The organism is Cobetia sp. 5-11-6-3 (assembly GCF_013374055.1).
Taxonomy (GTDB): Bacteria; Pseudomonadota; Gammaproteobacteria; order Pseudomonadales; family Halomonadaceae; genus Cobetia; species Cobetia marina.
Genome location: NZ_BLWJ01000003.1, coordinates 225220 through 245917 on the forward strand (window position 1 = coordinate 225220; position 20698 = coordinate 245917).

At 62.9% G+C, this 20698-nt stretch carries 17 protein-coding genes and 2 riboswitches; of the genes, 9 read left to right on the plus strand and 8 right to left on the minus strand.

Going from position 1 to position 20698, the window contains the following annotated elements; genetic code table 11:
* Positions 1-47 precede the first annotated feature (47 nt).
* Entirely contained in the window at positions 48-707 is a 660-nt protein-coding gene (locus HXS66_RS06855; RefSeq protein WP_255303136.1) for a 2OG-Fe(II) oxygenase, read from the plus strand.
* A 69-nt stretch (positions 708-776) separates the two neighbouring features.
* Here the strand turns inward: HXS66_RS06855 and HXS66_RS06860 are convergent, their stop codons facing one another.
* Positions 777-2207 carry an MFS transporter gene (locus tag HXS66_RS06860; protein WP_176503144.1) on the minus strand — a complete coding sequence of 477 codons (1431 nt, stop codon included), beginning with the start codon at positions 2205-2207 and terminating at the stop codon, positions 777-779.
* 286 nt (positions 2208-2493) lie between these two features.
* Positions 2494-3240, minus strand: coding sequence for a class I SAM-dependent methyltransferase (locus HXS66_RS06865; protein ID WP_176503145.1), 747 nt, complete (start codon positions 3238-3240; stop codon positions 2494-2496).
* 414 nt (positions 3241-3654) lie between these two features.
* Between HXS66_RS06865 and HXS66_RS06870 the strand changes: the two genes are divergently transcribed.
* From HXS66_RS06870 to thiC, 6 genes are all read left to right on the plus strand, one after another.
* Positions 3655-4689 carry a lysophospholipid acyltransferase family protein gene (locus HXS66_RS06870; RefSeq protein ID WP_255303137.1) on the plus strand — a complete coding sequence of 345 codons (1035 nt, stop codon included), beginning with the start codon at positions 3655-3657 and terminating at the stop codon, positions 4687-4689.
* Between the two features lie 125 nt (positions 4690-4814).
* Complete coding sequence (locus HXS66_RS06875) at positions 4815-6119, plus strand: sorbosone dehydrogenase family protein (RefSeq protein WP_176503146.1); 1305 nt, start codon at positions 4815-4817, stop codon at positions 6117-6119.
* Between the two features lie 142 nt (positions 6120-6261).
* Positions 6262-7071, plus strand: a complete 810-nt coding sequence (locus tag HXS66_RS06880; RefSeq protein ID WP_077375114.1) for a TIGR04283 family arsenosugar biosynthesis glycosyltransferase — start codon at positions 6262-6264, stop codon at positions 7069-7071.
* Positions 7072-7114: 43 nt separating this feature from the next.
* Positions 7115-7807 (plus strand): TIGR04282 family arsenosugar biosynthesis glycosyltransferase, encoded by a 693-nt coding sequence (locus HXS66_RS06885; RefSeq protein WP_176503147.1) that lies wholly within the window; start codon positions 7115-7117, stop codon positions 7805-7807.
* 152 nt (positions 7808-7959) lie between these two features.
* Positions 7960-8098: riboswitch (TPP riboswitch) on the plus strand.
* Positions 8099-8241: 143 nt separating this feature from the next.
* Positions 8242-8901, plus strand: coding sequence for a thiaminase II (tenA, locus tag HXS66_RS06890; protein WP_136938787.1), 660 nt, complete (start codon positions 8242-8244; stop codon positions 8899-8901).
* A gap of 190 nt (positions 8902-9091) precedes the next feature.
* Positions 9092-9232, plus strand: a riboswitch (TPP riboswitch).
* A gap of 126 nt (positions 9233-9358) precedes the next feature.
* Complete coding sequence (thiC, locus tag HXS66_RS06895; RefSeq protein ID WP_136938788.1) at positions 9359-11368, plus strand: phosphomethylpyrimidine synthase ThiC; 2010 nt, start codon at positions 9359-9361, stop codon at positions 11366-11368.
* A gap of 130 nt (positions 11369-11498) precedes the next feature.
* On the opposite strand, the gene HXS66_RS06900 is transcribed toward thiC, so the two are convergent.
* From HXS66_RS06900 to HXS66_RS06915, 4 genes are all read right to left on the minus strand, one after another.
* A complete protein-coding gene (locus tag HXS66_RS06900; RefSeq protein WP_043331408.1) occupies positions 11499-11777 on the minus strand; it encodes a peptidylprolyl isomerase in 279 nt (92 codons plus the stop codon).
* A gap of 200 nt (positions 11778-11977) precedes the next feature.
* Complete coding sequence (locus HXS66_RS06905) at positions 11978-12346, minus strand: phasin family protein (protein ID WP_077375127.1); 369 nt, start codon at positions 12344-12346, stop codon at positions 11978-11980.
* Between the two features lie 282 nt (positions 12347-12628).
* The gene (locus HXS66_RS06910; protein WP_176503148.1) at positions 12629-13966 is read right to left on the minus strand and encodes a nuclease-related domain-containing protein; all 1338 of its coding nucleotides are present in this window, start codon (positions 13964-13966) and stop codon (positions 12629-12631) included.
* A gap of 191 nt (positions 13967-14157) precedes the next feature.
* Positions 14158-15345, minus strand: coding sequence for a GNAT family N-acetyltransferase (locus HXS66_RS06915; RefSeq protein ID WP_255303139.1), 1188 nt, complete (start codon positions 15343-15345; stop codon positions 14158-14160).
* A 203-nt stretch (positions 15346-15548) separates the two neighbouring features.
* On the opposite strand from HXS66_RS06915, the gene HXS66_RS06920 reads away from it, so the two are divergent.
* Together HXS66_RS06920 and pncB are read left to right on the plus strand one after the other, a co-directional pair.
* A complete protein-coding gene (locus HXS66_RS06920; protein WP_255303140.1) occupies positions 15549-15905 on the plus strand; it encodes a DUF4190 domain-containing protein in 357 nt (118 codons plus the stop codon).
* 132 nt (positions 15906-16037) lie between these two features.
* On the plus strand, positions 16038-17222 hold the full coding sequence (gene pncB, locus HXS66_RS06925) for a nicotinate phosphoribosyltransferase (protein ID WP_084208033.1): 1185 nt from the start codon (positions 16038-16040) through the stop codon (positions 17220-17222).
* 107 nt (positions 17223-17329) lie between these two features.
* Here pncB and HXS66_RS06930 read toward each other — a convergent pair whose 3' ends face one another.
* Both HXS66_RS06930 and HXS66_RS06935 read right to left on the minus strand, forming a co-directional pair.
* The gene (locus tag HXS66_RS06930) at positions 17330-18196 is read right to left on the minus strand and encodes a dienelactone hydrolase family protein (RefSeq protein WP_136938791.1); all 867 of its coding nucleotides are present in this window, start codon (positions 18194-18196) and stop codon (positions 17330-17332) included.
* A 65-nt stretch (positions 18197-18261) separates the two neighbouring features.
* Positions 18262-20613, minus strand: a complete 2352-nt coding sequence (locus tag HXS66_RS06935; RefSeq protein ID WP_176503150.1) for a diguanylate cyclase — start codon at positions 20611-20613, stop codon at positions 18262-18264.
* Positions 20614-20698: the final 85 nt, after the last annotated feature.

The following is a 20698-nucleotide window of genomic DNA, read 5'->3' on the forward strand; positions in this document are numbered from 1 at the left end:
TATAACACTGCGCCTTGATGCCTTCTGCCCTTTTTCCGGAGCGCCCGATGCCCGCTGCACCCGCCCCACTGCTGGACCCCACCGCGCTCAACCTGCTGATCGATGAACTGGTCGAGCATGGCTACAGCGTGCGCCCGGACTTTCTGCCGGCACACCTGATCCGCCATCTCAATGACGAGTTGCGGGCGCTGGAGAGCCATCAGCGACTGACGGCTGCGGGAATCGGACGCGGGCGAGAGCATGACCTTCGCCCGGACATCCGCGGGGATGCGATTCGCTGGCTGGATCGCGATTCGCGTGCCCAGCGTGCCTACCTGGAGGCGATGAATGTCCTCAAGGATGAACTCAACCGTGCCCTCTATCTGGGGCTGTTCGAGTACGAGGCGCATTTTGCCCACTATCCGGTCGGCAGCTTCTATCGCAAGCACCTGGACAGCTTCCGCGGGCGTGGCAATCGCCTGATTTCCAGCGTGCTCTATCTCAATGCCGACTGGCCGGCGGACGCCGGTGGCGAGATCGTGCTCTACGACCCCGAAGATGACAGCCGTGAATTCCGGCGTGTCACCCCCGAGGCCGGGACCTTCGTGTGCTTCCTTTCCGAACGGATCCCCCACGAGGTGCTGCCGACGAAACAGGCGCGCGCCAGCGTGACCGGCTGGTTCCGCCGCAACGCCTCGCAGGGCAACCTGGTCGACCCCTCCCGCTAGTGCGACCTACTCCTCTACCCTCTCCTACCCCCTTGCGACGCACGTGAGGCATGCCGCTCACACAAGGCCTCAATCTGCGTTGCGCCCGTCGGAAGCCTCGCCATGGCGGGACGCCTGGCGCTGGCTTTCACCCTCATGAGTCTCGATCTCCTCGAGACTATCCAGGGACGCCTCGGTGATCAGCTCCGGCATGTCGACGGCCAGCTCGCGAGTCACCTCGACCAGCGGGTCATTGACCTCGGCATCCCGCAGGTGCTCCTCGGCGGCCTCGACCAGTTCCGGCCCGACGGCAAGCTCCGTTCCCAGGGGCGTCTGTGGCGCATGGGTCTCGAAGGGGGCCAGCGGCTGCGGCGCCGGACGCATCACGCGTCGCCAGACGAAGAAGGCCAGCATGCCACCGCCCATCACCGCCAGACTCAGCGCCATGCCGGGCATGGCACCCATCTCGGCCATCGGCAGTGATACGGCCGGCGGTGACAGAGTCGAGCCCACGGCATTGATCAGCAACAATCCCTGACTCATGCGCACCAGCGCCCCGGCGGGGGCACGGTCTGCCGCATGGCTGACCGCGACCGGATAGAGCGTGAAGGCCGCGCCGCCGAGCAGGAACAACACCGTCAACTGCGCGATGCCTTCGCGTGCCGGCCCCATCAGCAAGGCGGCGAACCCGATGATGGCCACCGACAGGATGATCAATACCTGCTGACGATCATGACTGTCAGACCAGCGCCCGATGGGGTACTGCAGCAGCATGCCGCCGAGAATCACCAGCGCCATGCGCTGCCCGATCTCCGCGGTGTCCAGCACGCCGCCCTCCCCCAATGCCAAGGGCAGCAGGCTGTAGAGCACTGCCACCACCAGCCCCGAGGCCAGGCAACCGAACACGCCGGTCGGCGTGATGCGAATCAGACGCCAGGGGCTCAACGGCTCGGATTGCTCGATCAGCGGTGATACGCGCGGCAGCAGCACCAGCGGCAATACGGACGCCGCCGCCAGCATCGCCACCAGCATGAAGGCCGCCTCGAGACTCAGCATGGCGGTTACTCCCAGCAGCAGCTGCCCCAGCACGCCCGCGCCATAAAGCACGATCATGTAAAGCGCCAGCAGGCGTCCGCGTACGGCGGGGTCGGCGGCACTCAGCAACCAGCTCTCGATGACCAGATAGACGCCGACCAGCGACCAGCCGATCATCATGCGCAGCAGGAACCACACCACCGGATGATCGCCCAGCCCCATGGCCAGTGCCGCGACCGCCACCAGCGAGGCGAAGCCGGCGTAGGCTCGGATGTGTCCGATGCGCAGCAGCAGGCGGTCGTTGACCAGCGCTCCCAGTCCAAGCCCCAGATAGTAGGCGGAGCTGATCAGGCCGATCGCCTCGCTCGAGACACCGGCGGCAGACAGCCGCAGGGGGACCAGCGAAGTCAGCATGGCATTGCCGATCCCCAGCAAGGCAAGGCCCAGCAAGGGCGCGAGAGACATCAACAACAGATGACGGGGCATGACCAGTTCCTCGGCCAGGCGCAGGACTGCGTTCGGCCAATGCCGCAAGGTGCGGAGAGCTACGGGAGAGGGAAGCGCCCTGCAGGAATCTCGCAAGGCGCGGGCAATATAGTGACAGTCTGCGCCAAATCCAAGTGTTTTTGCGTCAGCTTCACGTCATTTCGCGACATCGTTCATTGTCTCGCCCCGAATCTCGCGGCCAGCCCGGTCAGGCGCACACGCGTGGGGCGGCTGGATCATGCCTCGGTAGCGGGCATCCTCCCTCCACACCCGCCACGCGAGCCCTTCAGGACACCGGAACACGGAAGATGACGCTATCGCTCGCAACCTGCTCGAAGGCCAGGCCATGGGTCCGCGCCAGCCAGGCGAAGGTCGTCGGGCTGAACAGGCAGACATGGGTCGGGTCACGCAGATAGTGCCAACGCTTGAGCGCATCCAGATCATCCGCGGCGGGTTGCGTCATGACCCCCAGCAGGCCACCGGGTTTGAGACACTCAAGCCACTGACGGAAGACATCGCCGGGCGCGTAGAGATGCTCGATCACCTCGGTACTGACGATGAAATCATGCTGACGGGCGAGCGCTGCCGGGTTCGGGTGGTAATACAGATCATGCAATGCCATCGGGTGGCCGACTTCCTCGAACATCCGTGCCAGGGCTGGCCCCGGCCCACAACCGAAATCGAGCCCGCTGGCACCGGCCGCCAGCCGCTCGCACATCGGCGTGAACAGCCTGGACAGGAAGGTGCGATAGCGCGGGTCTGCCGGGTCATTCTGATGCTGGTCGTAGATGTCCTGCTCTGCGCGGGCATCCAGTCGTTGAGAGGGCGCGAGATACAGCAGATGGCATTCGCCACACCGCAGGTAATCACGCTCGTCGGCAGGCGGACGCTGGCCGGTCCGCGGACATGGCTTGCGTCGTTGCACCAGATGCAGCACAGGTTGACTGCCATGCGTCGCGCATAACGGGCATTGATGGTCGGATTCAGGCAATGGCTGTGCCGGGGACTCGGGGGCAATAGGGGAAGATGACATCAGGGCTCCGCGCAGGGCAAGGGACACGACAGGCACAAGACATGACAGGACGAGCACATCAGGGAAAGCGCATCAGGGAAAGCATCACCGAAAAGCACTACTGGAAAGCACTACTGGAAAGCACGGCACACAAGAACCGCTCGGGCAGTGCCGTGGTCTGACTGTCTGACAGAGCGCCTCAGGACCACGCCAGCGACGTGATCCCGGATGTGCCGATGCCAGCATGATACTGGCAGAGCAAACGGGCCGCACGCCCCGTGCCACACACGACGAAGGTCACTGCGTGTCCCCCGATGCCTCGAACCTGCATGACGTACGCCCCTCTGGCACAATGGGGCGCGACGGGCAGCGCAGGACTCGCCCTCTGACCAGTGCGGTATCTCACGCCAGACCACCGGAACTTCATGTGTGACGATGGAAAAGACTCTCAAGCGTTTTGAAAAGGCCATGGAACAGCGCCTTTTACCCCTCAAGGCCAATGCCGTCGCCTGGCTATGGCAGCGACTCTCGGGCCTGACCACCCGCCAGCTGTGGTGGATGGCGCGCCCGGTCGCGCGTCTCGTGCAACTGCTCAATCCGCGGGAACGGCGCGTCACGCGCAGAAATCTTGGCCAGGCCTTCCCTCATCAGCCGCGTGAGGCACGCGCACGCCTCGTGACCGAGAGCCTCGCGCACTCCACCGCCACCATGCTGGAGCTGGGCAAGGTATGGCTGGGTGATGAAGACGCGGTGCGCGATTCGATTCTCGAGGTGCACGGTCGCAATCTGCTCGACGAAGCCCGTGCCGAGGGACGTGGCGTGATCGTGCTGGCGCCGCACTTCGGCAACTGGGAAGTGCTCAATTTCTGGCTCTCGAGCCATTTCCCCTTCACTGCCATGTACGAGCCGCCCAAGTTCGAGCGGCTCGACCCGATCATTCGCAACGGGCGTGAGCGCATGGGAGCGAGACTGGTGCCTACCAACTCCCGCGGCGTGGCAGCGTTGCTGAAGGCGCTCAAGCGCGCCGAGGCGATCGGCATCCTGCCGGACCAGGAACCGGGACGCGGCAGCGGTGTCTTCGCCGACTTCTACGGCCGCCCCGCCTACACCGCCACTCTGCTCCCCAAGCTGGTGGCGAGAACCGACGCCCGCGTGGTGACCGGTGTCGCTCAACGCCTGGAAGATGGCCATGGCTTCGCCATCCACTTCCTCGCCGCGGATGAGGCGGTCTACACCGAAGACGAGGTCATCTCGGCACGGGGAGTGAATGCCTCAGTGGAAGCCGCGATCGCCCTGGCGCCCGCGCAGTATCAATGGGAATACAAGCGCTGGCGCAAGAGCCCGGAAGAACTGGACGAGCAGCCGGGCTGGCGTGATAAGCGCTTCTATCCCCGCGACGACTCCTGGCTTTCCCTCAAGGGCTGGCGCCGCCACCTCAAGTACCGCCGCCGCAACGCGAAGCGCTCCTGACTCTCCAGGGACAGGGCAGCACTGGCGCAAACCGGCACAAGCTTCCAGACTTTCCTGCACGACAGCGAGCAATGCCAGTCGACTTGCCGAGGCAGCCGCGACAGGCCAGGGAGGCAGTGGAGCACATGAGCAAGCGCCAACAGGAAATCCGTGGATGCGCAAGCATCAGACTGCTGATGGGGACGGCACTCATCGGCTGTCTCTGCGCGTCGTCTCTTGCCTGGAGCGAGGCAAGCAGCAGCGACACCCTCGATGGCGAGACCTCTGCTCATGCCCCGGCTCTGGCATTGCAGGCGGCAAGCTCGGTTCCCGAGGACGCCCCCTCCCTGAGGCTGCCACCAGGGGCCGGCATGACTCGGCTGGCATCGCTTCAGGCACCTCGCATGCTGCACCTCACCGCTCACGATGAGGTGTTGATCGGCTCGCGGGCCGGCAAGCTCTATCGAGGCCAGCTGGCCGATGATGGCAGCCTCAAGCGCATGGAAGTGCTGGTCGAGCTGGAAGGCTATCCCCACTCTGCCGTCGTCCGCGATGCGCGCCTGTATGTCGCGACCACGGGCGCCCTGCTGGTCGCGGACTACCATCCCGGGATCTCCCTTGCCCCGAGCGACTTCCAGCGCGTGATCGCGATTCCCGGCGGCGGTGGCCACAACTCGCGTACGCTGAGCCTGGGCCCTGACAATGGCCTGTATCTGGCGCTGGGGATCCAGGGCAACTGCTCCGATCAGTACCTGGCGGGCACCTCGCCTCGCTACCCACAGCAACAGCGCCGTGGGGGAGTGATGCGCCTTGAGGAAAGTGGCGAGCCTCCCGAGTGGCGGGCGTGGGCGAGTGGTCTGCGCAACCCCGTCGGCCTGGTCTGGCAGGCACTGGCGACAGGAGAGACGCGCCTGCTGGCCACCAACAACGGACCGGACCACTGGGGCTACGAGCATCCTCGCGAGCTGGTGGTCGCTGCCCGCGAAGGCAGCTTCCATGGCATGCCCTGGTATCAGTGGATCGATGGCCGCTGGCAGGCAGATGATTGCATCACGAGCGATTCACCGCGCGAACGTGACGAGATTGCACCGCCACTGGCCGAGATCCCCGCTCGCAGTGCGCCGATGGGTATCGCGGTGGTGCCGCCTGGGCATCCATTGGCTGCTGACATGGATGTCGTGGTGGCAGTCCACGGCAGCTGGGGCACGGCGCCCTCCGGCAAGGCGTGGGGAGACCCCGCCAGTCGTCGTGAGCCTCGCCTGCTGGGCCTCAAGCTGGCGACGCCAGACACTGAAGCACGCTTAGTGCCGGTACTGACCGGCCTGCAGGATGCCGCCAGCGGCGAGCGCTGGATACGCCCACTGGATGTAGCATTCGGCAAGGATGGCAGCCTCTACCTGACCAGCGATACCGGAGCCTCAGGACTCTATCGGATCACCTTCTCTCAGTGACCTCCAGCCGCCTCTGACTCGACACGGCGGCTCACGCGTTGATTCTTCGCCCAAGCGTTGAGCGAGCGTCTCGACGCTCTGCATCCATGGGGTGATCACATGCGTATGCTCTCAGGACGACGCCATCGCCGGAGCCTGCGCCATGACAAAGCCCTCCATCTTCTCGCCAGTTGCCAGACCTGCCCCCAGGGCTGTCCGTTCGGGCAGCGCCCTGACACGCACCCCGTGGCTGAGCATCATCATGCCAGTCCACAACGAGGCATCCGGTATCGTCTCGGCCTTGATCGCCTTGAGTCCACTGCGCGCGAGCGGGGATTGCGAGGTCATCGTGGTCGATGGCGGCTCCACGGATACTACCCGCGAGCTGGCAACGCCGCTGTGCGATCGCTGCCTGAGCAGTGATCCGGGCCGGGCAACGCAGATGAACGCCGGTGCCTCTCAGGCTCGTGGTCAATGGCTGCTGTTCCTGCATGCCGACACGCGCCTGCCGGCACATGTCCTCTCGGTACTGTCAGAGACCCTCGCCGAGCATCGCGAGTGCGACTGGGGTCGCTTCGATGTCGACATCGAAGGAGATTCTCCGCTGCTGCCCGTGATCGCCATGCTGATGAATCTGCGCTCGCGCCTGACCAGCATCAGCACGGGTGATCAGACCCAGTTCGTACGACGCTCCACCTTCGAGGCCATCGAGGGCTTTCCCGTCGTGCCCCTGATGGAGGACATCCAGCTGAGCGTCAGGCTCAAGCGACTGACCTCGCCGCTGAACCTCTCCGCCAGAGTCACCACCAGTGGAAGACGCTGGGAAACCCATGGCGTCTGTCGCACCATCCTCAAGATGTGGGGGCTGCGCCTGGCAGCCTGGGGTGGCGTATCTCCTGTCCGTCTGGCGCGCCTCTATGGATATGGTGCCGCCGCTCAGGCCTGCGAACAACGTGGCTTGCCTCATGCCTGAAGCCTCGCTTGCTGACAGGGAAACCGACACGGCCGCGTATGACATGCGCCCGACGCTCATCATCTTCGGCCGCCTGCCACTGGCCGGACAATGCAAGACGCGGCTGATCCCTGCCCTCGGTCCCGAGGGGGCGGCACGCCTCTACTCGCGCATGCTGCGCAGAATCGTTCAGCAGGCCTGCGCCTCACGCCTCGGCAAGGTGGTCGTGATGCTGACTCCCTCCCCCGAGCACGCTCGGCAGCAACCTGAGCTGGCAGCCCTGCTGACGGACCTTGAGGATCAGTGGCGTGCAGAGAGCATGGCGGCATATGGCAAGCGAATCACGCTCGAGGCACAGCCACAGGGTGGGCTTGGGGAGCGCATGCATCAGGCCATGCTGCGCCACCTGCCCGCAGGCCCCGTGCTGCTGATGGGCTCTGACCTGCCCGCATTGGACAGTCAACGTCTGCGCGAGGCGGCGCGGTGCCTGCATGACCATGAGGCGGTGCTGCAGCCCAGCGAAGACGGGGGATACGGATTGATTGGCCTGAAAGCAGCCTGCCCGGCGGCCTTCCAGCTGGATCACTGGAGCCATGCCGACGTGAGCCGGGAGACTCTTGCACTGCTGGCTCAGGCAGGCAGAAGCGTCGGTTGCCTGCCTGTCAGCTGGGATGTCGATGAGCCTCACGATCTGGTGCGCCTGAGGCGACACTTCCCAGCCCTGATGGCGAACCTCTCCTCCTGTCAGCCTGCATGACATCTTTCCTGCAGCGCATGACACGCTTCCCGCATCGCAGGAAGCCCTTTCAGCATCGCAGAAGGCCTCCCAAAGTCGCATGGGTTTTAGGGCGGCAGAGGCTTTTCCTGCACCGCAGGACTGTTACACTCGAGATATCGTGACGTCTGAGTCACAGCTTGACGGGGTGCCGGTAAGACCGGCTGAGATGTCATTCGCACTGTTCGAGGCCTTGCATCGAGGTGCGTGAATGACGATCCCGCCGAACCTGATCCGGTTAGTACCGGCGTAGGGATCAAGCGCGAAGTGTTGCCGCACATCATCTTCACCTCTTCCAGGTGAACGCCGCACCTCCCCCCGCTTTTTCCCTGCAGATTGCCGGACCTGACCACGCTCGAGCCAGACCTTTGCCACTCCATCACGGATTGGCAGCACGCTCACCGAGGGATGCGTCGATGCCCAGCTTTTCAGACCTGACCAGTGCCTGCGCCGAGGAATGGCGCGACTATCTCGAGCATGACTTCGTTCGCCAGCTCGGGGAAGGTCGTCTGCCAGAGGAGTCCTTCCGCCATTACCTGCAGCAGGACTACCTGTTCCTGATCCACTTCGCGCGCGCCTGGGCGCTTGCCGCCTACAAGAGCCGCACCCTCGCGGAGCTGCGTCAGGCCACGGCCAGTCTCGACACCATTCTCAATACCGAGCTCGACCTGCATATCGGCTACTGCAGCGAGTGGGGCATCAGCGAGGATGACCTGAGTGAGCTGCCGGAATCCCGCGCCACCCTGGCCTATACCCGTTACGTACTGGATTGCGGCCAGCGCGGCGATCTTCTCGATCTTCACGTGGCGCTCGCGCCTTGCCTGATCGGCTACGGCGAGATCGCCGAGTGGCTGCTGGATCAGGACACCACCGAGATCGAGGACAATCCGTACGCGGACTGGATCGCGATGTACTCCAGCGATGAGTTCAAGGAAGCGGTGGACGCCGAACGTGAATGGCTGGACGCTCGGCTCTCGGAGGTCTCGGAGCGCCGGCTGGGCGAACTGGTCGATGTCTTCCGCGATGCGACACGTCTCGAGATCGACTTCTGGCAGATGGGCCTTGATCGCGACTGATCCGTGGCAGGCCGTCGCCTGACAGGCCGCGCCTGCGCGAACGGAAGACACACCGATTTTCATCGGCCTGGAAACGTGGTCCTCTCGCCAATCATCCAGACACACCACAGGCCATCAGAGCCTGAATGCGAGCACGATGACCTGGGCCAGCACAACGCTCAGCACAGGTCATGCCCGCATTGAATTCTGAGCACGCTTGACGGGGTGCCGGTGGAACCGGCTGAGATCCTGCATGCATCACCTCGCCGCCAAATGGGCGAGGCTGCCAGCAAGGGGTCCCGTGGAACCTGAACCGGTTAGGACCGGCGTAGGAATCAAGCTGATGGTCAGCCGCTGCCCGCGGCCGCCTCGCTCCCGGGCCACCTGTTGGCAAGGAGTCGGCGATGGCCATCCTCTCCCTGCGCACGGTCTTCCCATGATGACGTCTGCCGTGACGTCGCCCTTTGAGGAGACCTGCATGAGCACTACCCCCACGACTCAAGATCCGCAAGCCACCAACGCCGCAGAACCGTCGCTCGCCCCCCAGCCTGAGGCTGCGCCGAAGGCGCGCGCACGTGCCGGTCGCAAGGATGGCAGTCGCCATCTCGCCAGTGAAGCCCGCGTCGACGCCGCCGCCATCGCGCCGCTGAGCGGCTCGCGCAAGATCTATATCGAAGGCTCTCGCCCGGACATCCGCGTGCCCATGCGCGAGATCGGCTGCTCGCCGACCCAGACCTCCAGCGGTCTGGAAGAGAATCCGCCGATCGTCGTCTACGATACCTCCGGCCCCTACACCGACCCGGCGGTCGAGATCGACATTCGTCGCGGGCTGGCACCGCTGCGCGAGAAGTGGATCGAGGAACGCGGCGATACCGAACAGCTCAATCAGCTGAGCAGCGAATATGGTCGCGTGCGCCAGGCCGACCTGCGCCTGTCGTCCCTGCGTTTCGAGCTGGACCACCGCCCGCGTCGTGCCCTGCCGGGCAAGAATGTCACCCAGCTGCACTATGCGCGCCAGGGCATCATCACGCCGGAGATGGAGTACATCGCGATTCGTGAGAATCAGCGTCGTATCGCGCTGCGTGAGGAATATCAGGGCAGCGACTCCGTCGAGAGCATTCTGGGCCACCAGCACCCGGGTCACAGCTTCGGCGCCAACCTGCCCGACGAGATCACCGCCGAATTCGTGCGTGAGGAAGTCGCGCGTGGCCGCGCCATCATTCCCGCCAACATCAATCACCCGGAAAGCGAGCCGATGATCATCGGCCGCAACTTCCTGGTGAAGGTCAACGGCAACCTGGGCAACTCGGCGGTCACCTCCTCCATCGAGGAAGAGGTCGACAAGATGACCTGGGCGATCCGCTGGGGCTCCGACACCGTGATGGATCTCTCGACCGGCGCCAACATCCACGAGACCCGTGAATGGATTCTGCGCAACTCTCCCGTGCCCATCGGCACGGTGCCGATCTATCAGGCGCTGGAGAAGGTCGATGGCGTGGCCGAGAATCTCGACTGGGAGATCTTCCGCGACACGCTGATCGAGCAGGCCGAGCAAGGCGTCGACTACTTCACCATCCACGCCGGCGTCCTGCTGCGCTATGTGCCGCTGACCGCCAGCCGCGTGACCGGCATCGTCTCGCGCGGTGGCTCCATCATGGCCAAGTGGTGTCTGGCGCATCACGAGGAAAGCTTCCTCTATCGCCACTTCGAGGACATCTGCGAGATCTGCAAGGCCTACGACATCAGCCTGTCACTGGGCGATGGCCTGCGCCCGGGCTCGGTGGCCGATGCCAATGACGCCGCCCAGTTCGGCGAGCTCGAGACGCTCGGCGAGCTGACGAAGATCGCCTGGCAGCACGATGTCCAGGTCATGATCGAAGGTCCGGGTCACGTGCCGATGCACCTGATCAAGGAGAACATGGACAAGCAGCTCAGCGAGTGCGACGAGGCGCCCTTCTACACCCTCGGCCCGCTGACCACCGACATCGCCCCGGGCTACGACCACATCACCTCCGGTATCGGTGCCGCGATGATCGGCTGGTTCGGCTGCGCCATGCTCTGCTACGTGACCCCCAAGGAGCACCTGGGCCTGCCCAACAAGGACGACGTCAAGACTGGCATCATCACCTACAAGATCGCCGCGCATGCCGCGGACCTGGCCAAGGGGCATCCGGGCGCGCAACGTCGTGACAATGCACTCTCCAAGGCACGCTTCGAGTTCCGCTGGGAAGACCAGTTCAATCTGGGCCTTGACCCGGACACCGCGCGCAGCTTCCACGACGAGACGCTGCCCAAGGATTCGGCCAAGGTCGCCCACTTCTGCTCCATGTGCGGGCCGAAGTTCTGCTCGATGAAGATCACCCAGGAAGTCCGCGACTACGCCAACGAACACGGCCTGACCGGTGACGCCGACAGCGTGATGGCCGGCATGCAGGAGCAGGCTGACAAGTTCAAGCGCGAAGGCAGCCAGCTCTATCAGGAGGTATAGGTAGAGAGACTGGCGCACGAAAGGCTGACGTGCTGAGCCGCACGAAAAACGCCCCGACCATCACTGGTCGGGGCGTTTTCAATGGCCTGCTGCCAACCGCTCATGACGTGTCATGAGCGTGATCCAGAGATCACGTGCGGCTGGTGACTTCCAGCAGGTGATAACCGAACTGGGTCTTCACCGGGCCCTGCACGGTGTTGATCGGTGCGCTGAACACGACTTCGTCGAATTCCTTGACCATCATGCCCGGGCCGAAGGCGCCCAGGTCACCGCCACTGCGACCGGACGGGCAGGAGGAGTGCTCGCGAGCGGCATCAGCGAAATCGCGGCCGTTCTCGATTTCGGTCTTGAGAGCTGCACACTGTTCTTCGCTGGAAACGAGAATATGACGCGCTGTGGCCTGTGCCATGTCTATCACCTGTCACTGATCGAATAAATGCCGCCGGCAATCACCGGCGGCGTGGCAGCACATTGTGGCCCAAGGCGACGCTCGCCGCTAGCGTCGCGCGCCTCCCCACCTCCCCAGCGATGCCTCAGACGCGCGAACGCCCACCCGGAAGACCGGATGGGCGTTGAGGACGCTCGCCTGAGAGCGTCGGCAGCAGTCGCTTACTTGGCGACTTTCTGCATGGCCTCGGAGGCGGACTTGGCATTGTTCTCTGCCAGTTCCTGACCTTTCTTGGCGTATTCCTGGTTCAGCTCGACCACCTTCTGGGTGTCGTTCTGAAGCTTCTCGCCCAGAGACTTGACCGTCTCCTGCTGTTCCTTGACGAAGTTCTTCAGGCCTTCGCTGTCCTTGATCTCGAGCATGGAACGCGCCTGCGCCATGGAGGTGTCAACGTAGGACTTGGTCAGATCCATCTGGGCGCTGACCAGCTTCTCGCTGTAATCGAGGCTCAGGGCGCTGAAAGCACGCAGCGGAGCGAAGAACATGTCGTCGAACTGCTGAGTGGTCTTCTCAAGATTGGTGTTGAACATGGGGCACCCTCCAGGGTTTGGCATCACACGGAAAATGAAGCGGAGCTTTGCTCCGTTGGCTACCAGGACTGAACCAAGCTTGTGAGCCATGAGGTCGAGATCTCACTGCAAGCCAGCATTCTCGACAGGTTCCATCCTCGCTGCAGTGCAGCATAAGCCACCTCTTGCTGCACTGCAACATCAGGAACGCAATATTGATCAACCACCTTGCCCTGCGAGTCTGCTGCCGGGCTGACTCCCCTCTTGTCCAGAGACGCCAAGCCCCTGAATGTCATGAAGATTTCAGTCGCTCGCACGACATCGCTGGCACAACATCCTGTCGCCCAGCAATTCGCGCTGACCCTCGCTACGACATAACGCCACACTGGCCTTGGACAACCAGCGACGACACTCATCACAACGTGGCTGCAGGTATTGCATCTCATCATGGCCAGACCCCATGCCACGATGGCCGTGCGACACGTCAGAGGCTTTCGCGCCAGCGGAAGACACGCCCTGCAGCCTCACGTCAGAAACTGAAGGCTGCCAGTCCTGAGCCTGCAAGCCGTGGCACGTGGACGAGGGCATGGTCTGCGTCATGCCGGACATCAGTGTCTGGAAAGAGGATGAGATGGCCTTTGGAGGAGTGGCCCGGCGAGTCTCGGAAGGTGTTGGCCCCTCCTCACGAGGCGTGACCTGAGGAGCGTCATCCCCGCTTGAAGAAGGGATGGCGTCATCACGCACGGGGGCCACCGAGGGGGAAGCGGATGGGTCCTGGGGTGGCGCCCAGGCGTAGGCCGTCTGCTCATCGGGATGGATGGCCACGGTGGCATGTTCTGACAAGCCGAGTCGCGACGCCCAGTCGACCCGTGATGGGCCATGCTGCGCCAGGATGGCACGACCGAGACGCCTCAGACGACGCGGGTCGATCCGGTGGGTGAAATCACGCATGCGGGCGACGGAGGCCGCCCCGCTCCCCAGATTGAGGCATTCTTCGGACAACCCGCGCAGGTCCACCAGCGCTCGACTGTCCAGAATATCTTCGGGAGGCCGGCTGACCTGTTCCTCGGCGGCAATGACCAACCGATGCGTCAATTGTGGCTGCAGCACCATCCCGAGTCTGGAAGGCAGGAGACCTGAGCTCTCCAGCCAGCGGCGAAAGCACTGCTGCTGTTCCTTGAGTGCCAGCAGCGGTGATGGCGTCAACCGCAACTCATCACCGCTCTGAACGACCTCCCCGGCATCTTCCAATGAGCCCTGCCCGACGGAAGCGCCTTGCTCGACAGAGGGGCCCTGGTGCGCGCTCAGCTCGCCAAATGGCGAGATCGTCAGCGGGAGATCAAAGCAGGACGCATCCAGTACCCAGAATTGCATGAGGCGATTGATCAGCACGTGATCCAGCTCGATCACGCCATCATCCCCTTCCAGGCGCAGGTCATGCAGCACGACCCAGTCATCGCGCGACTCGAACAGGGTGTTCAGGAATCGGGCGAGCGAACGACGACGCTCCTGATGCGCTCGAACGCCTCGCAGCATCCTCAGAACCTGCTGGCGCTCCTGGGTGCTCAAGGTGGCATTCTGCGCCAACACCTCTAGTACCAGAACGTCATACTCCCTGGAGTCACAATCCTTGAGCAGCATGGGAGCCTCTAAATTTAGAACATTAAGATGTTTTCAGTGTAGTCATCGCAGTGCCATCTCTGCCACCTGCTACCTGCTACCTGTCAGGGCATCCAGCCAGGGGGAACAAGCAGGGGAGAAACGGGTACAGGGCAGATCTTCAGGATAGCGCTTCAGGACAGACCTTAAGAATAGCGCTTCAGGACAGACCTTCAGGATAGATCAGGCTGCTGATGATAGGGCAGCATCGCCTCCACCTGGCGTCGCGCCCCGCTCAACCAGCGCGCTTCCTCCTCAAGCGCGTCAGCCACGGCTGACTGCAGGCCGGGGTGTACCAGCCAGTGCAATGACCAGGTGTCATAGGCCGAGAAGCCGCGGCTGATCTTGTGCTCACCCTGTGTGCCCGGATCAAAGCGCGTCAGTCCCCGCTCAAGGCAGAACTCCAGCCCCTGGTAATAGCAGACCTCGAAATGCAGGCAGTCCGCCTGCACTTCACTGCCCCACCAGCGCCCATAGAGGCAATCGGCACCGACAAGGCACAACGCAGCCGCCACAGGATCACCATGTTCATCACGCGCCTGCACCAGCAGCAGCTGCTCGGGCATGCTGCGCCTTAAGCGCTGAAAGAACGCCAGTGTCAGGTAGGGCCGTTGTCCGCGCTCCAGATAGGTCATGCAGTAACAGCGATGGAATGCTTCGAGATCGCTCTCACCGATGGCTTCACCGCTGAGACGCGCGAGGGTGATGCCCTGCTCGAGCACCTTGCGGCGCTCGCGGCGGATCTCCTTGCGTCGCTTGGAGCGCAGACTGCCCAGCCACTCATCGAAGTCTCGCTCACCTCGCGACTGCCAGTGATACTGCATGCCACCACGCAGCATCAGCTGCGGACTGACGGCTTGCCAGTCGCGGCACTCGTCGAGATCCGCGAACAACAGATGAAAGCCACTGTGCTCAAAGCGTCGCAAGGGCCCGCCTGCGTCGACGGCGGGTGCCACGCCGGCCTGAAGCCTGGGCCACAACCAGGCAAGCAGCGCTCGGCGGGAAGGGCCTCCCGTCTCCGATGAGGCCAGGACCAGCCGCGGACCAGCGCTCGGCGTGAAGGGAACTGCCGACAGCTGCTTGGGATAATAACGCCCACCGGCCTGCTCCAGCGCCTCGGCCCATTGCTGATCAAAGACATACTCGCCCCGCGAGTGCAGCTTGAGATAGCGCAGCAAGCCGGCGACAAGCCGTCCTGACTCGTCACGCACCAGCAAGTGCGCCGGGTACCAGCCCGTAGACGCGCAGGCCGCGCCGCTGTCTTCCAGTGCACGAAGATAGGCATGTTGCAGAAAGGGATACTCTTTTCCCGCCAGCGCATCCCATTCTGCGGGCGTGACAGCGCTGATCGACGAGAGCACGTCCAGATCCCAGTTCGCGCCACGTCTGTCAGTGGCCTCAGTCCCGATCTGCCTTCGCGACGCATCACTCTCCTGATGCCCTGCTTCCCGGTGCTCGCTCACCCTGCTCTCCTCTGAAGATGCCCACCCTGCCGCCCGGCCGATATGCCGCCTGCCCCAGGACATGCTAGTGTGTCGCCATGATGCAAGACAATGAGACTGCCATGACTGATACATCGCCTCCCGCCGACAAGCCTGAGCCCACGCGCGATACGGCGACGGCTACCGAGCGTCCCACCACTCCCTCTGCGCAGGAAACCCGCGCCGAGACCAATGCCATGGCACTGGCCTCCTTTGCCCTGAGCGTGCTGGGCTGTCTGCTGGCACCTGCGGCATTGGGTGGCATCGTCTGCGGTCATCTCGCCCGCCGACAGATTCGCCAGCGCAGTGATGCCGGCGATAGCTGGGCGCTGGCCGGCCTCATACTGGGCTACCTGCTCATCGCGTTGTCATTGGCGGGTCTGCTGATGTTCGGCGGCATGATGCTCACCATGTTCGGTATCATGGCGTTCAGCAGCTGACGCAGGACGACCCTCCTTCAGCCTGCCCCCCGATTTTCATGCCAGCGGGACACCCTGCCGCCTTGAGCACCTGGTGTGCTCCCGCCAGCGATTCCGGCTCCTGTGAGCCGCCTCATACCTGAGCGAGCCTCGATGCTGCACTCGATTCTCGATAATGATTTCTACAAGTTCACCATGCAGAACGCGGTGGTGAAACTGTTTCCCTACGCACGCACCCGTTACGCCTTCATCAACCGGGGCCAGCATGCCTTCCCCCCGGGATTCGGCGAAGCACTGCGCGCGGCCGTGGATGACATGGCACGCCTGGCGCTGAGTGCTGAGGAAAAGGAGTTTCTGGAGCAACAGTGCCCCTTCCTCGACCCCACCTATCGTGACTTTCTTGCCGGCTTTCGCTTCGATCCCGCGGAAATCACCATCACCCAGTCGGGTGAGGAGCTTGAGGTGCATATCGAGGGCTACTGGTACCGCACCATCCTGTGGGAAGTCCCGCTGATGGCGATGATCAGTGAGCTCTGGTACCGCCTTGGTGGCGATCAGCGTGACAGCGACAAGAGCGTGCGTGACAGTACGCTGACCAAGATCGAGCACTACAAGCGTTTGGGGGTACGTGTCGCCGAGTTCGGGACGCGTCGTCGCCATTCCTATGCGGTCCATGATCAGGTAGTGGCCGCCCTCAAGGAACAGGGCCGTGGCTGTTTCATCGGCACCAGCAATGTCCACATGGCCCAGCGTCATGGCACCAAGCCCATCGGGACGCATGCTCACGAGTGGTTCATGTTTCATGCAGCGCGCTTCGGGTTCAAGATGGCCAACATCCTGGCGCTGGAAAACTGGGTGAAGGTCTACCGGGGTGATCTGGGGATCGCGCTTTCAGATACCTTTACCAGTCGTGCCTTCTTCAGAAGCTTCGACAAGAAGTTCGCCAAGCTGTTTGATGGGGTACGGCACGACAGCGGTGATCCCATCGAGTTTGCCGAAGCGACCATCCGCCACTATGAGTCGCTGGGCATTGATCCCAAGACCAAGACGATCATCTTCTCGGATGGTCTGGATACCGACAAGGTTGACCGTATCGTGCGCTACTGTGCCGGTCGTATCGGCATGTCGTTCGGGATCGGCACCAACTTCACTAATGACGTCGGCCCCCAGCCGATGAACATGGTCATCAAGATGACGGAAGCCCGGCCCGAGGGTCAGGATTGGGTGCCGGTGATCAAGCTGTCGGATGTGTCCAGCAAGCATACGGGTGATCCGGACATGATCCGTCTCGCGCATCAGGTGCTCTCGCTCAAGGAGCTGGATCAGACGGCAGACTGACGCGTTCGCCCCTGACACCGTCACCCAGCAATGAAGAAGCCCGTTCAGGATGATGCCTGAACGGGCTTCTTCATGTAGGTCACGCATTCGGCGTCACGACCACCTGCTCATGTCTGCGGCTGGGTCTTCGGTGACTTGAACACGCCATTGAACAGATTGAGCATGACCTGCCAGGAGGCAGCATCCGCCGACGCATCATAGCCGAGCGGGAGGTCGTACCTGGCGGCCTTGGCATCCGACTCCGGATTGGTGAACGCATGCTTCGCCCCCGGATACTGGATCAGGGTCGTCCGCGTACCGAGGGATTCAAAGGTAGACAGCAGCGTGTCCAATCCTTGCTGCGATACCAGAGAATCCGCCTCGCCATTCTGGATCACGACGCGTCCGGCGAAGGGCTCGGGATTCTCGACGGCGATTCCAGGGCTGCCGTGGAAGCTGACGACAGCCTTGAGCGGAGCGCCGGAAAGCGCCATGTTCAACACGACACCTCCCCCGAAGCAATAGCCGATGGCCGCAAGGCGGTCACCATCCACCTCGGGGCGAGAACGCAGCACCGCCAGCGCCGAATTGAAGCTGGATTCGGCCTTCGGCCAGTCACTCATCACCGCCGACGAGAAGGCCTTGGCATCCTCGGGATGCTCCGCCGTGCGGCCTTCACCGTACATGTCTACCGCCATCACGACATAGCCGAGCCCCGCCAGCTGCTCCGCGCGCTTGCGAGCATAACTGTTGAGCCCCCACCACTCATGGACCAGCAGTATGCCGGGACGACGTCCCTTGGCCTTGGCATCACGCGCGATCAGCCCGACATGCTCCTCACCATTGGCACGATAGGTCACGACCTCGGTGACGACCTGCGGCCCTTCGAGACGGTCGACGAGGGTGCCATCATCGGCCGCCAATGCCTGCCCCGCGGACAGCACCGATTGTGCAAACAACAGACTTCCGGCGCACCAGCCACGTAACATACGCATCGCCCACTCCTTGTGCAGATTGACAGAGTACAGAATGATGGAACGTGCCCACTGTCGTGTCGCGGTCACATCCCTTCCTCCCGATTGTCCTCGCTCACCGAGCTTGATGCCACTACCACCCGGTTACGACCACTCCGCTTGGCACTGTAAAGCGCCATGTCAGCACGATGCAGGAAGTCGTCACGGCTCTCCCCGGGCAGCGGCGTGGCGACGCCGAGACTCACGGTACACAACAGCTCCTGCTGCATGAACGCGAAGGTCATGCCGGCAATCTTCTGACGCAGACGCTCTGCCATGCCAACAGCGGTGGCGACCCCAGCATCAGCCAGCAAGATGCCGAATTCCTCGCCCCCCAATCGCCCGAAATAGTCATTGCGCCGCAATTGCTGCTGACAGATGCCGCCCAACCCACTCAACAACTGGTCCCCGGCGGCATGACCGAAGCTGTCATTGACCCGCTTGAAGTGATCCACATCGAACAGGACCAGGGCAATCTGGTCCCGCGAGGCGGATACCAGCAACGTATCCAGCATGGAGAGGAAGCAGCTGCGGGTCATGGCACCGGTCATCGCGTCCGTCATGGCTTCATGCTCGCGCCGCTGTTCGATCAGCTTGCGTTCATTGATATTGCGCGAGACCGACAGAATCCGGAGATAGCGGCCGGTCTTGGGGTCCATCGAGGGCGTGGAGATGGATTCGAACCACAGCGTATGGCCCTGCTTGTGGAGAATTCGGAAGTCGACACGAAAGACCTCTCCAAGACAGGCGGAACGATGGACCTTCCTGGCGACGCGGTCTCTGTCATCCGGATGAATCAGCAGCTTGATCTCGCTGCCCTCGATGTCATTCACGCCAAACCCGCAAAGCCTCTCGACGGATGGACTGATGTACTGACAGATCCCGTCACTGCCTTCAATGCTGACCATGTCGCTGACGGAATCGAGAATGAATCGATAGCGCTCCTCGCTCTGACGCAGCGCCCGCTCGATGTGATGGCGCGCCGTGATGTCGTCACAGTAACCATTCCATGTCACGCTGCCATCGATGGGGTCCATCGGTTGGGGCAAGGCCACGCAGGCCAGCCGCCGGGTTTCCCCATCTGGATGCTCATAGTAGATATCCGGCTCCCAGGGCGACTGGGTTTCGGCACTGGCGCGTGCCGATTCAAGCAGTCTTTGCCGCTCCTGGTCATTGAGATGCGACAGGAAGCGCGAGGCATCCTCAAGTGTCGCGTCAACTTCCTCTCCCAGCAGTTGATGGGCGACCGGCGATAGATAGGTATAGGTGAACTCATCCTCCCGGCTGAGCCGGCATTGAAACACCATGCCCGGCATCTGCTGTATCAGATACTCCAGCTGGCGTCGGTGAGCCTCGCTTTCACTGATGTCACTCAGTTGCCCCAACACCTCTCTGACGGCGCCTCCGGCCGCATAGTAGAGGTGCATGTCATCCTGCAGATAGCATTGGCGGCCATCCACATGGCGGAAGGAGTAACGCAGGCTGACGCTGGCACTGCGCGAGTCGACGGCCTCCTGAAAGCGTGCCTGACATTCCGCCAGGTCATCCTCGCAGATGCGTGACTGCCAGATTCGCGGGCTGGCCAGCAGCAGGTCCCGCGACAGGCCCGCCAGCATCTCGACGCCGGAGGAGATGGATTGCAGCTCCTCCAGTGGCCAGGGGCCTCGCGCACAATAGCGCACCCCCGGGGTGTCATTGAGCTGAGTCATCAACCGCTGACGTTGATTGACCGCCTGCTCCAACCGGTGATGAGTCGCGCTGATGTCACGCACCATCACGGCGACTCGAGGCGAGTCTCCTTGCTGCGTCCGACCCAGATTCACCAGCTGGACGGAAAGACGACAATCGCCACGTGGCAAGCTCAGGCTGACGTCACACTGCAAGGTCCCGGCTCCTTCCAGACAATGCATGACGTGGGAGTGATACACCCGCTCCAGGGTCTGTCCCGCATGTGCCATGGCGGCGTCATGGTAGAGGTGCCATGCCGGATTCGCCTCATGCAGGTACAGGGAGGACCCTCTCACCTCCAGCATGGCCATGGGGTCTCTGCTGCGCATCAGCATCATGCGATATGCCTGAAGCTGCTGTCGCTCGTGGGCAAGTGCCTGTTCTCGTAGGGAGATATCGACGACTCGACCGCAGACCGGGTGATTCGCGCCGGAGCGCCAGAGTGTTTCCTCCACCAGCACGCCGTGTCCACTGCGATCCCTGATGCGATAGGTCATCGACCCGGCAGGAGCACCGGAGGCCCGGAAGTCTCTGACTCGCTGACGATCTGCCGCCACGATCAGGGAGAACCACAGTTCGGGATGCTTGAGGAAGTCGCGCTCGCCATACCCGAGCAGACGCTCCACTGCAGGATTCAGGGTAAGGAAGCGCTGGCCGTCCGCGCTCAACATGAAAAGGACATCCCCTGCGACGGCATGGTAATGGTGCAGCAGGCGGGCATCTGAGAACGATTCCAGCAATGTGAGACTCCCCTTT

Coding starts and splice junctions, on each gene's coding strand:
- HXS66_RS06860 (WP_176503144.1), bottom strand. CDS start 2,207: ATGCCCCGTCATCTGTTGTTGATGTCTCTCGCGCCCTTGCTGGGCCTT.
- HXS66_RS06865 (WP_176503145.1), bottom strand. CDS start 3,240: ATGTCATCTTCCCCTATTGCCCCCGAGTCCCCGGCACAGCCATTGCCT.
- HXS66_RS06855 (WP_255303136.1), top strand. CDS start 48: ATGCCCGCTGCACCCGCCCCACTGCTGGACCCCACCGCGCTCAACCTG.
- HXS66_RS06880 (WP_077375114.1), top strand. CDS start 6,262: ATGACAAAGCCCTCCATCTTCTCGCCAGTTGCCAGACCTGCCCCCAGG.
- HXS66_RS06875 (WP_176503146.1), top strand. CDS start 4,815: ATGAGCAAGCGCCAACAGGAAATCCGTGGATGCGCAAGCATCAGACTG.
- HXS66_RS06900 (WP_043331408.1), bottom strand. CDS start 11,777: ATGGCACAGGCCACAGCGCGTCATATTCTCGTTTCCAGCGAAGAACAG.
- thiC (WP_136938788.1), top strand. CDS start 9,359: ATGAGCACTACCCCCACGACTCAAGATCCGCAAGCCACCAACGCCGCA.
- HXS66_RS06930 (WP_136938791.1), bottom strand. CDS start 18,196: ATGCGTATGTTACGTGGCTGGTGCGCCGGAAGTCTGTTGTTTGCACAA.
- tenA (WP_136938787.1), top strand. CDS start 8,242: ATGCCCAGCTTTTCAGACCTGACCAGTGCCTGCGCCGAGGAATGGCGC.
- HXS66_RS06905 (WP_077375127.1), bottom strand. CDS start 12,346: ATGTTCAACACCAATCTTGAGAAGACCACTCAGCAGTTCGACGACATG.
- HXS66_RS06935 (WP_176503150.1), bottom strand. CDS start 20,613: ATGTTGAGCGCGGACGGCCAGCGCTTCCTTACCCTGAATCCTGCAGTG.
- pncB (WP_084208033.1), top strand. CDS start 16,038: ATGCTGCACTCGATTCTCGATAATGATTTCTACAAGTTCACCATGCAG.
- HXS66_RS06885 (WP_176503147.1), top strand. CDS start 7,115: ATGCGCCCGACGCTCATCATCTTCGGCCGCCTGCCACTGGCCGGACAA.
- HXS66_RS06870 (WP_255303137.1), top strand. CDS start 3,655: ATGGAAAAGACTCTCAAGCGTTTTGAAAAGGCCATGGAACAGCGCCTT.
- HXS66_RS06920 (WP_255303140.1), top strand. CDS start 15,549: ATGACTGATACATCGCCTCCCGCCGACAAGCCTGAGCCCACGCGCGAT.
- HXS66_RS06910 (WP_176503148.1), bottom strand. CDS start 13,966: ATGCTGCTCAAGGATTGTGACTCCAGGGAGTATGACGTTCTGGTACTA.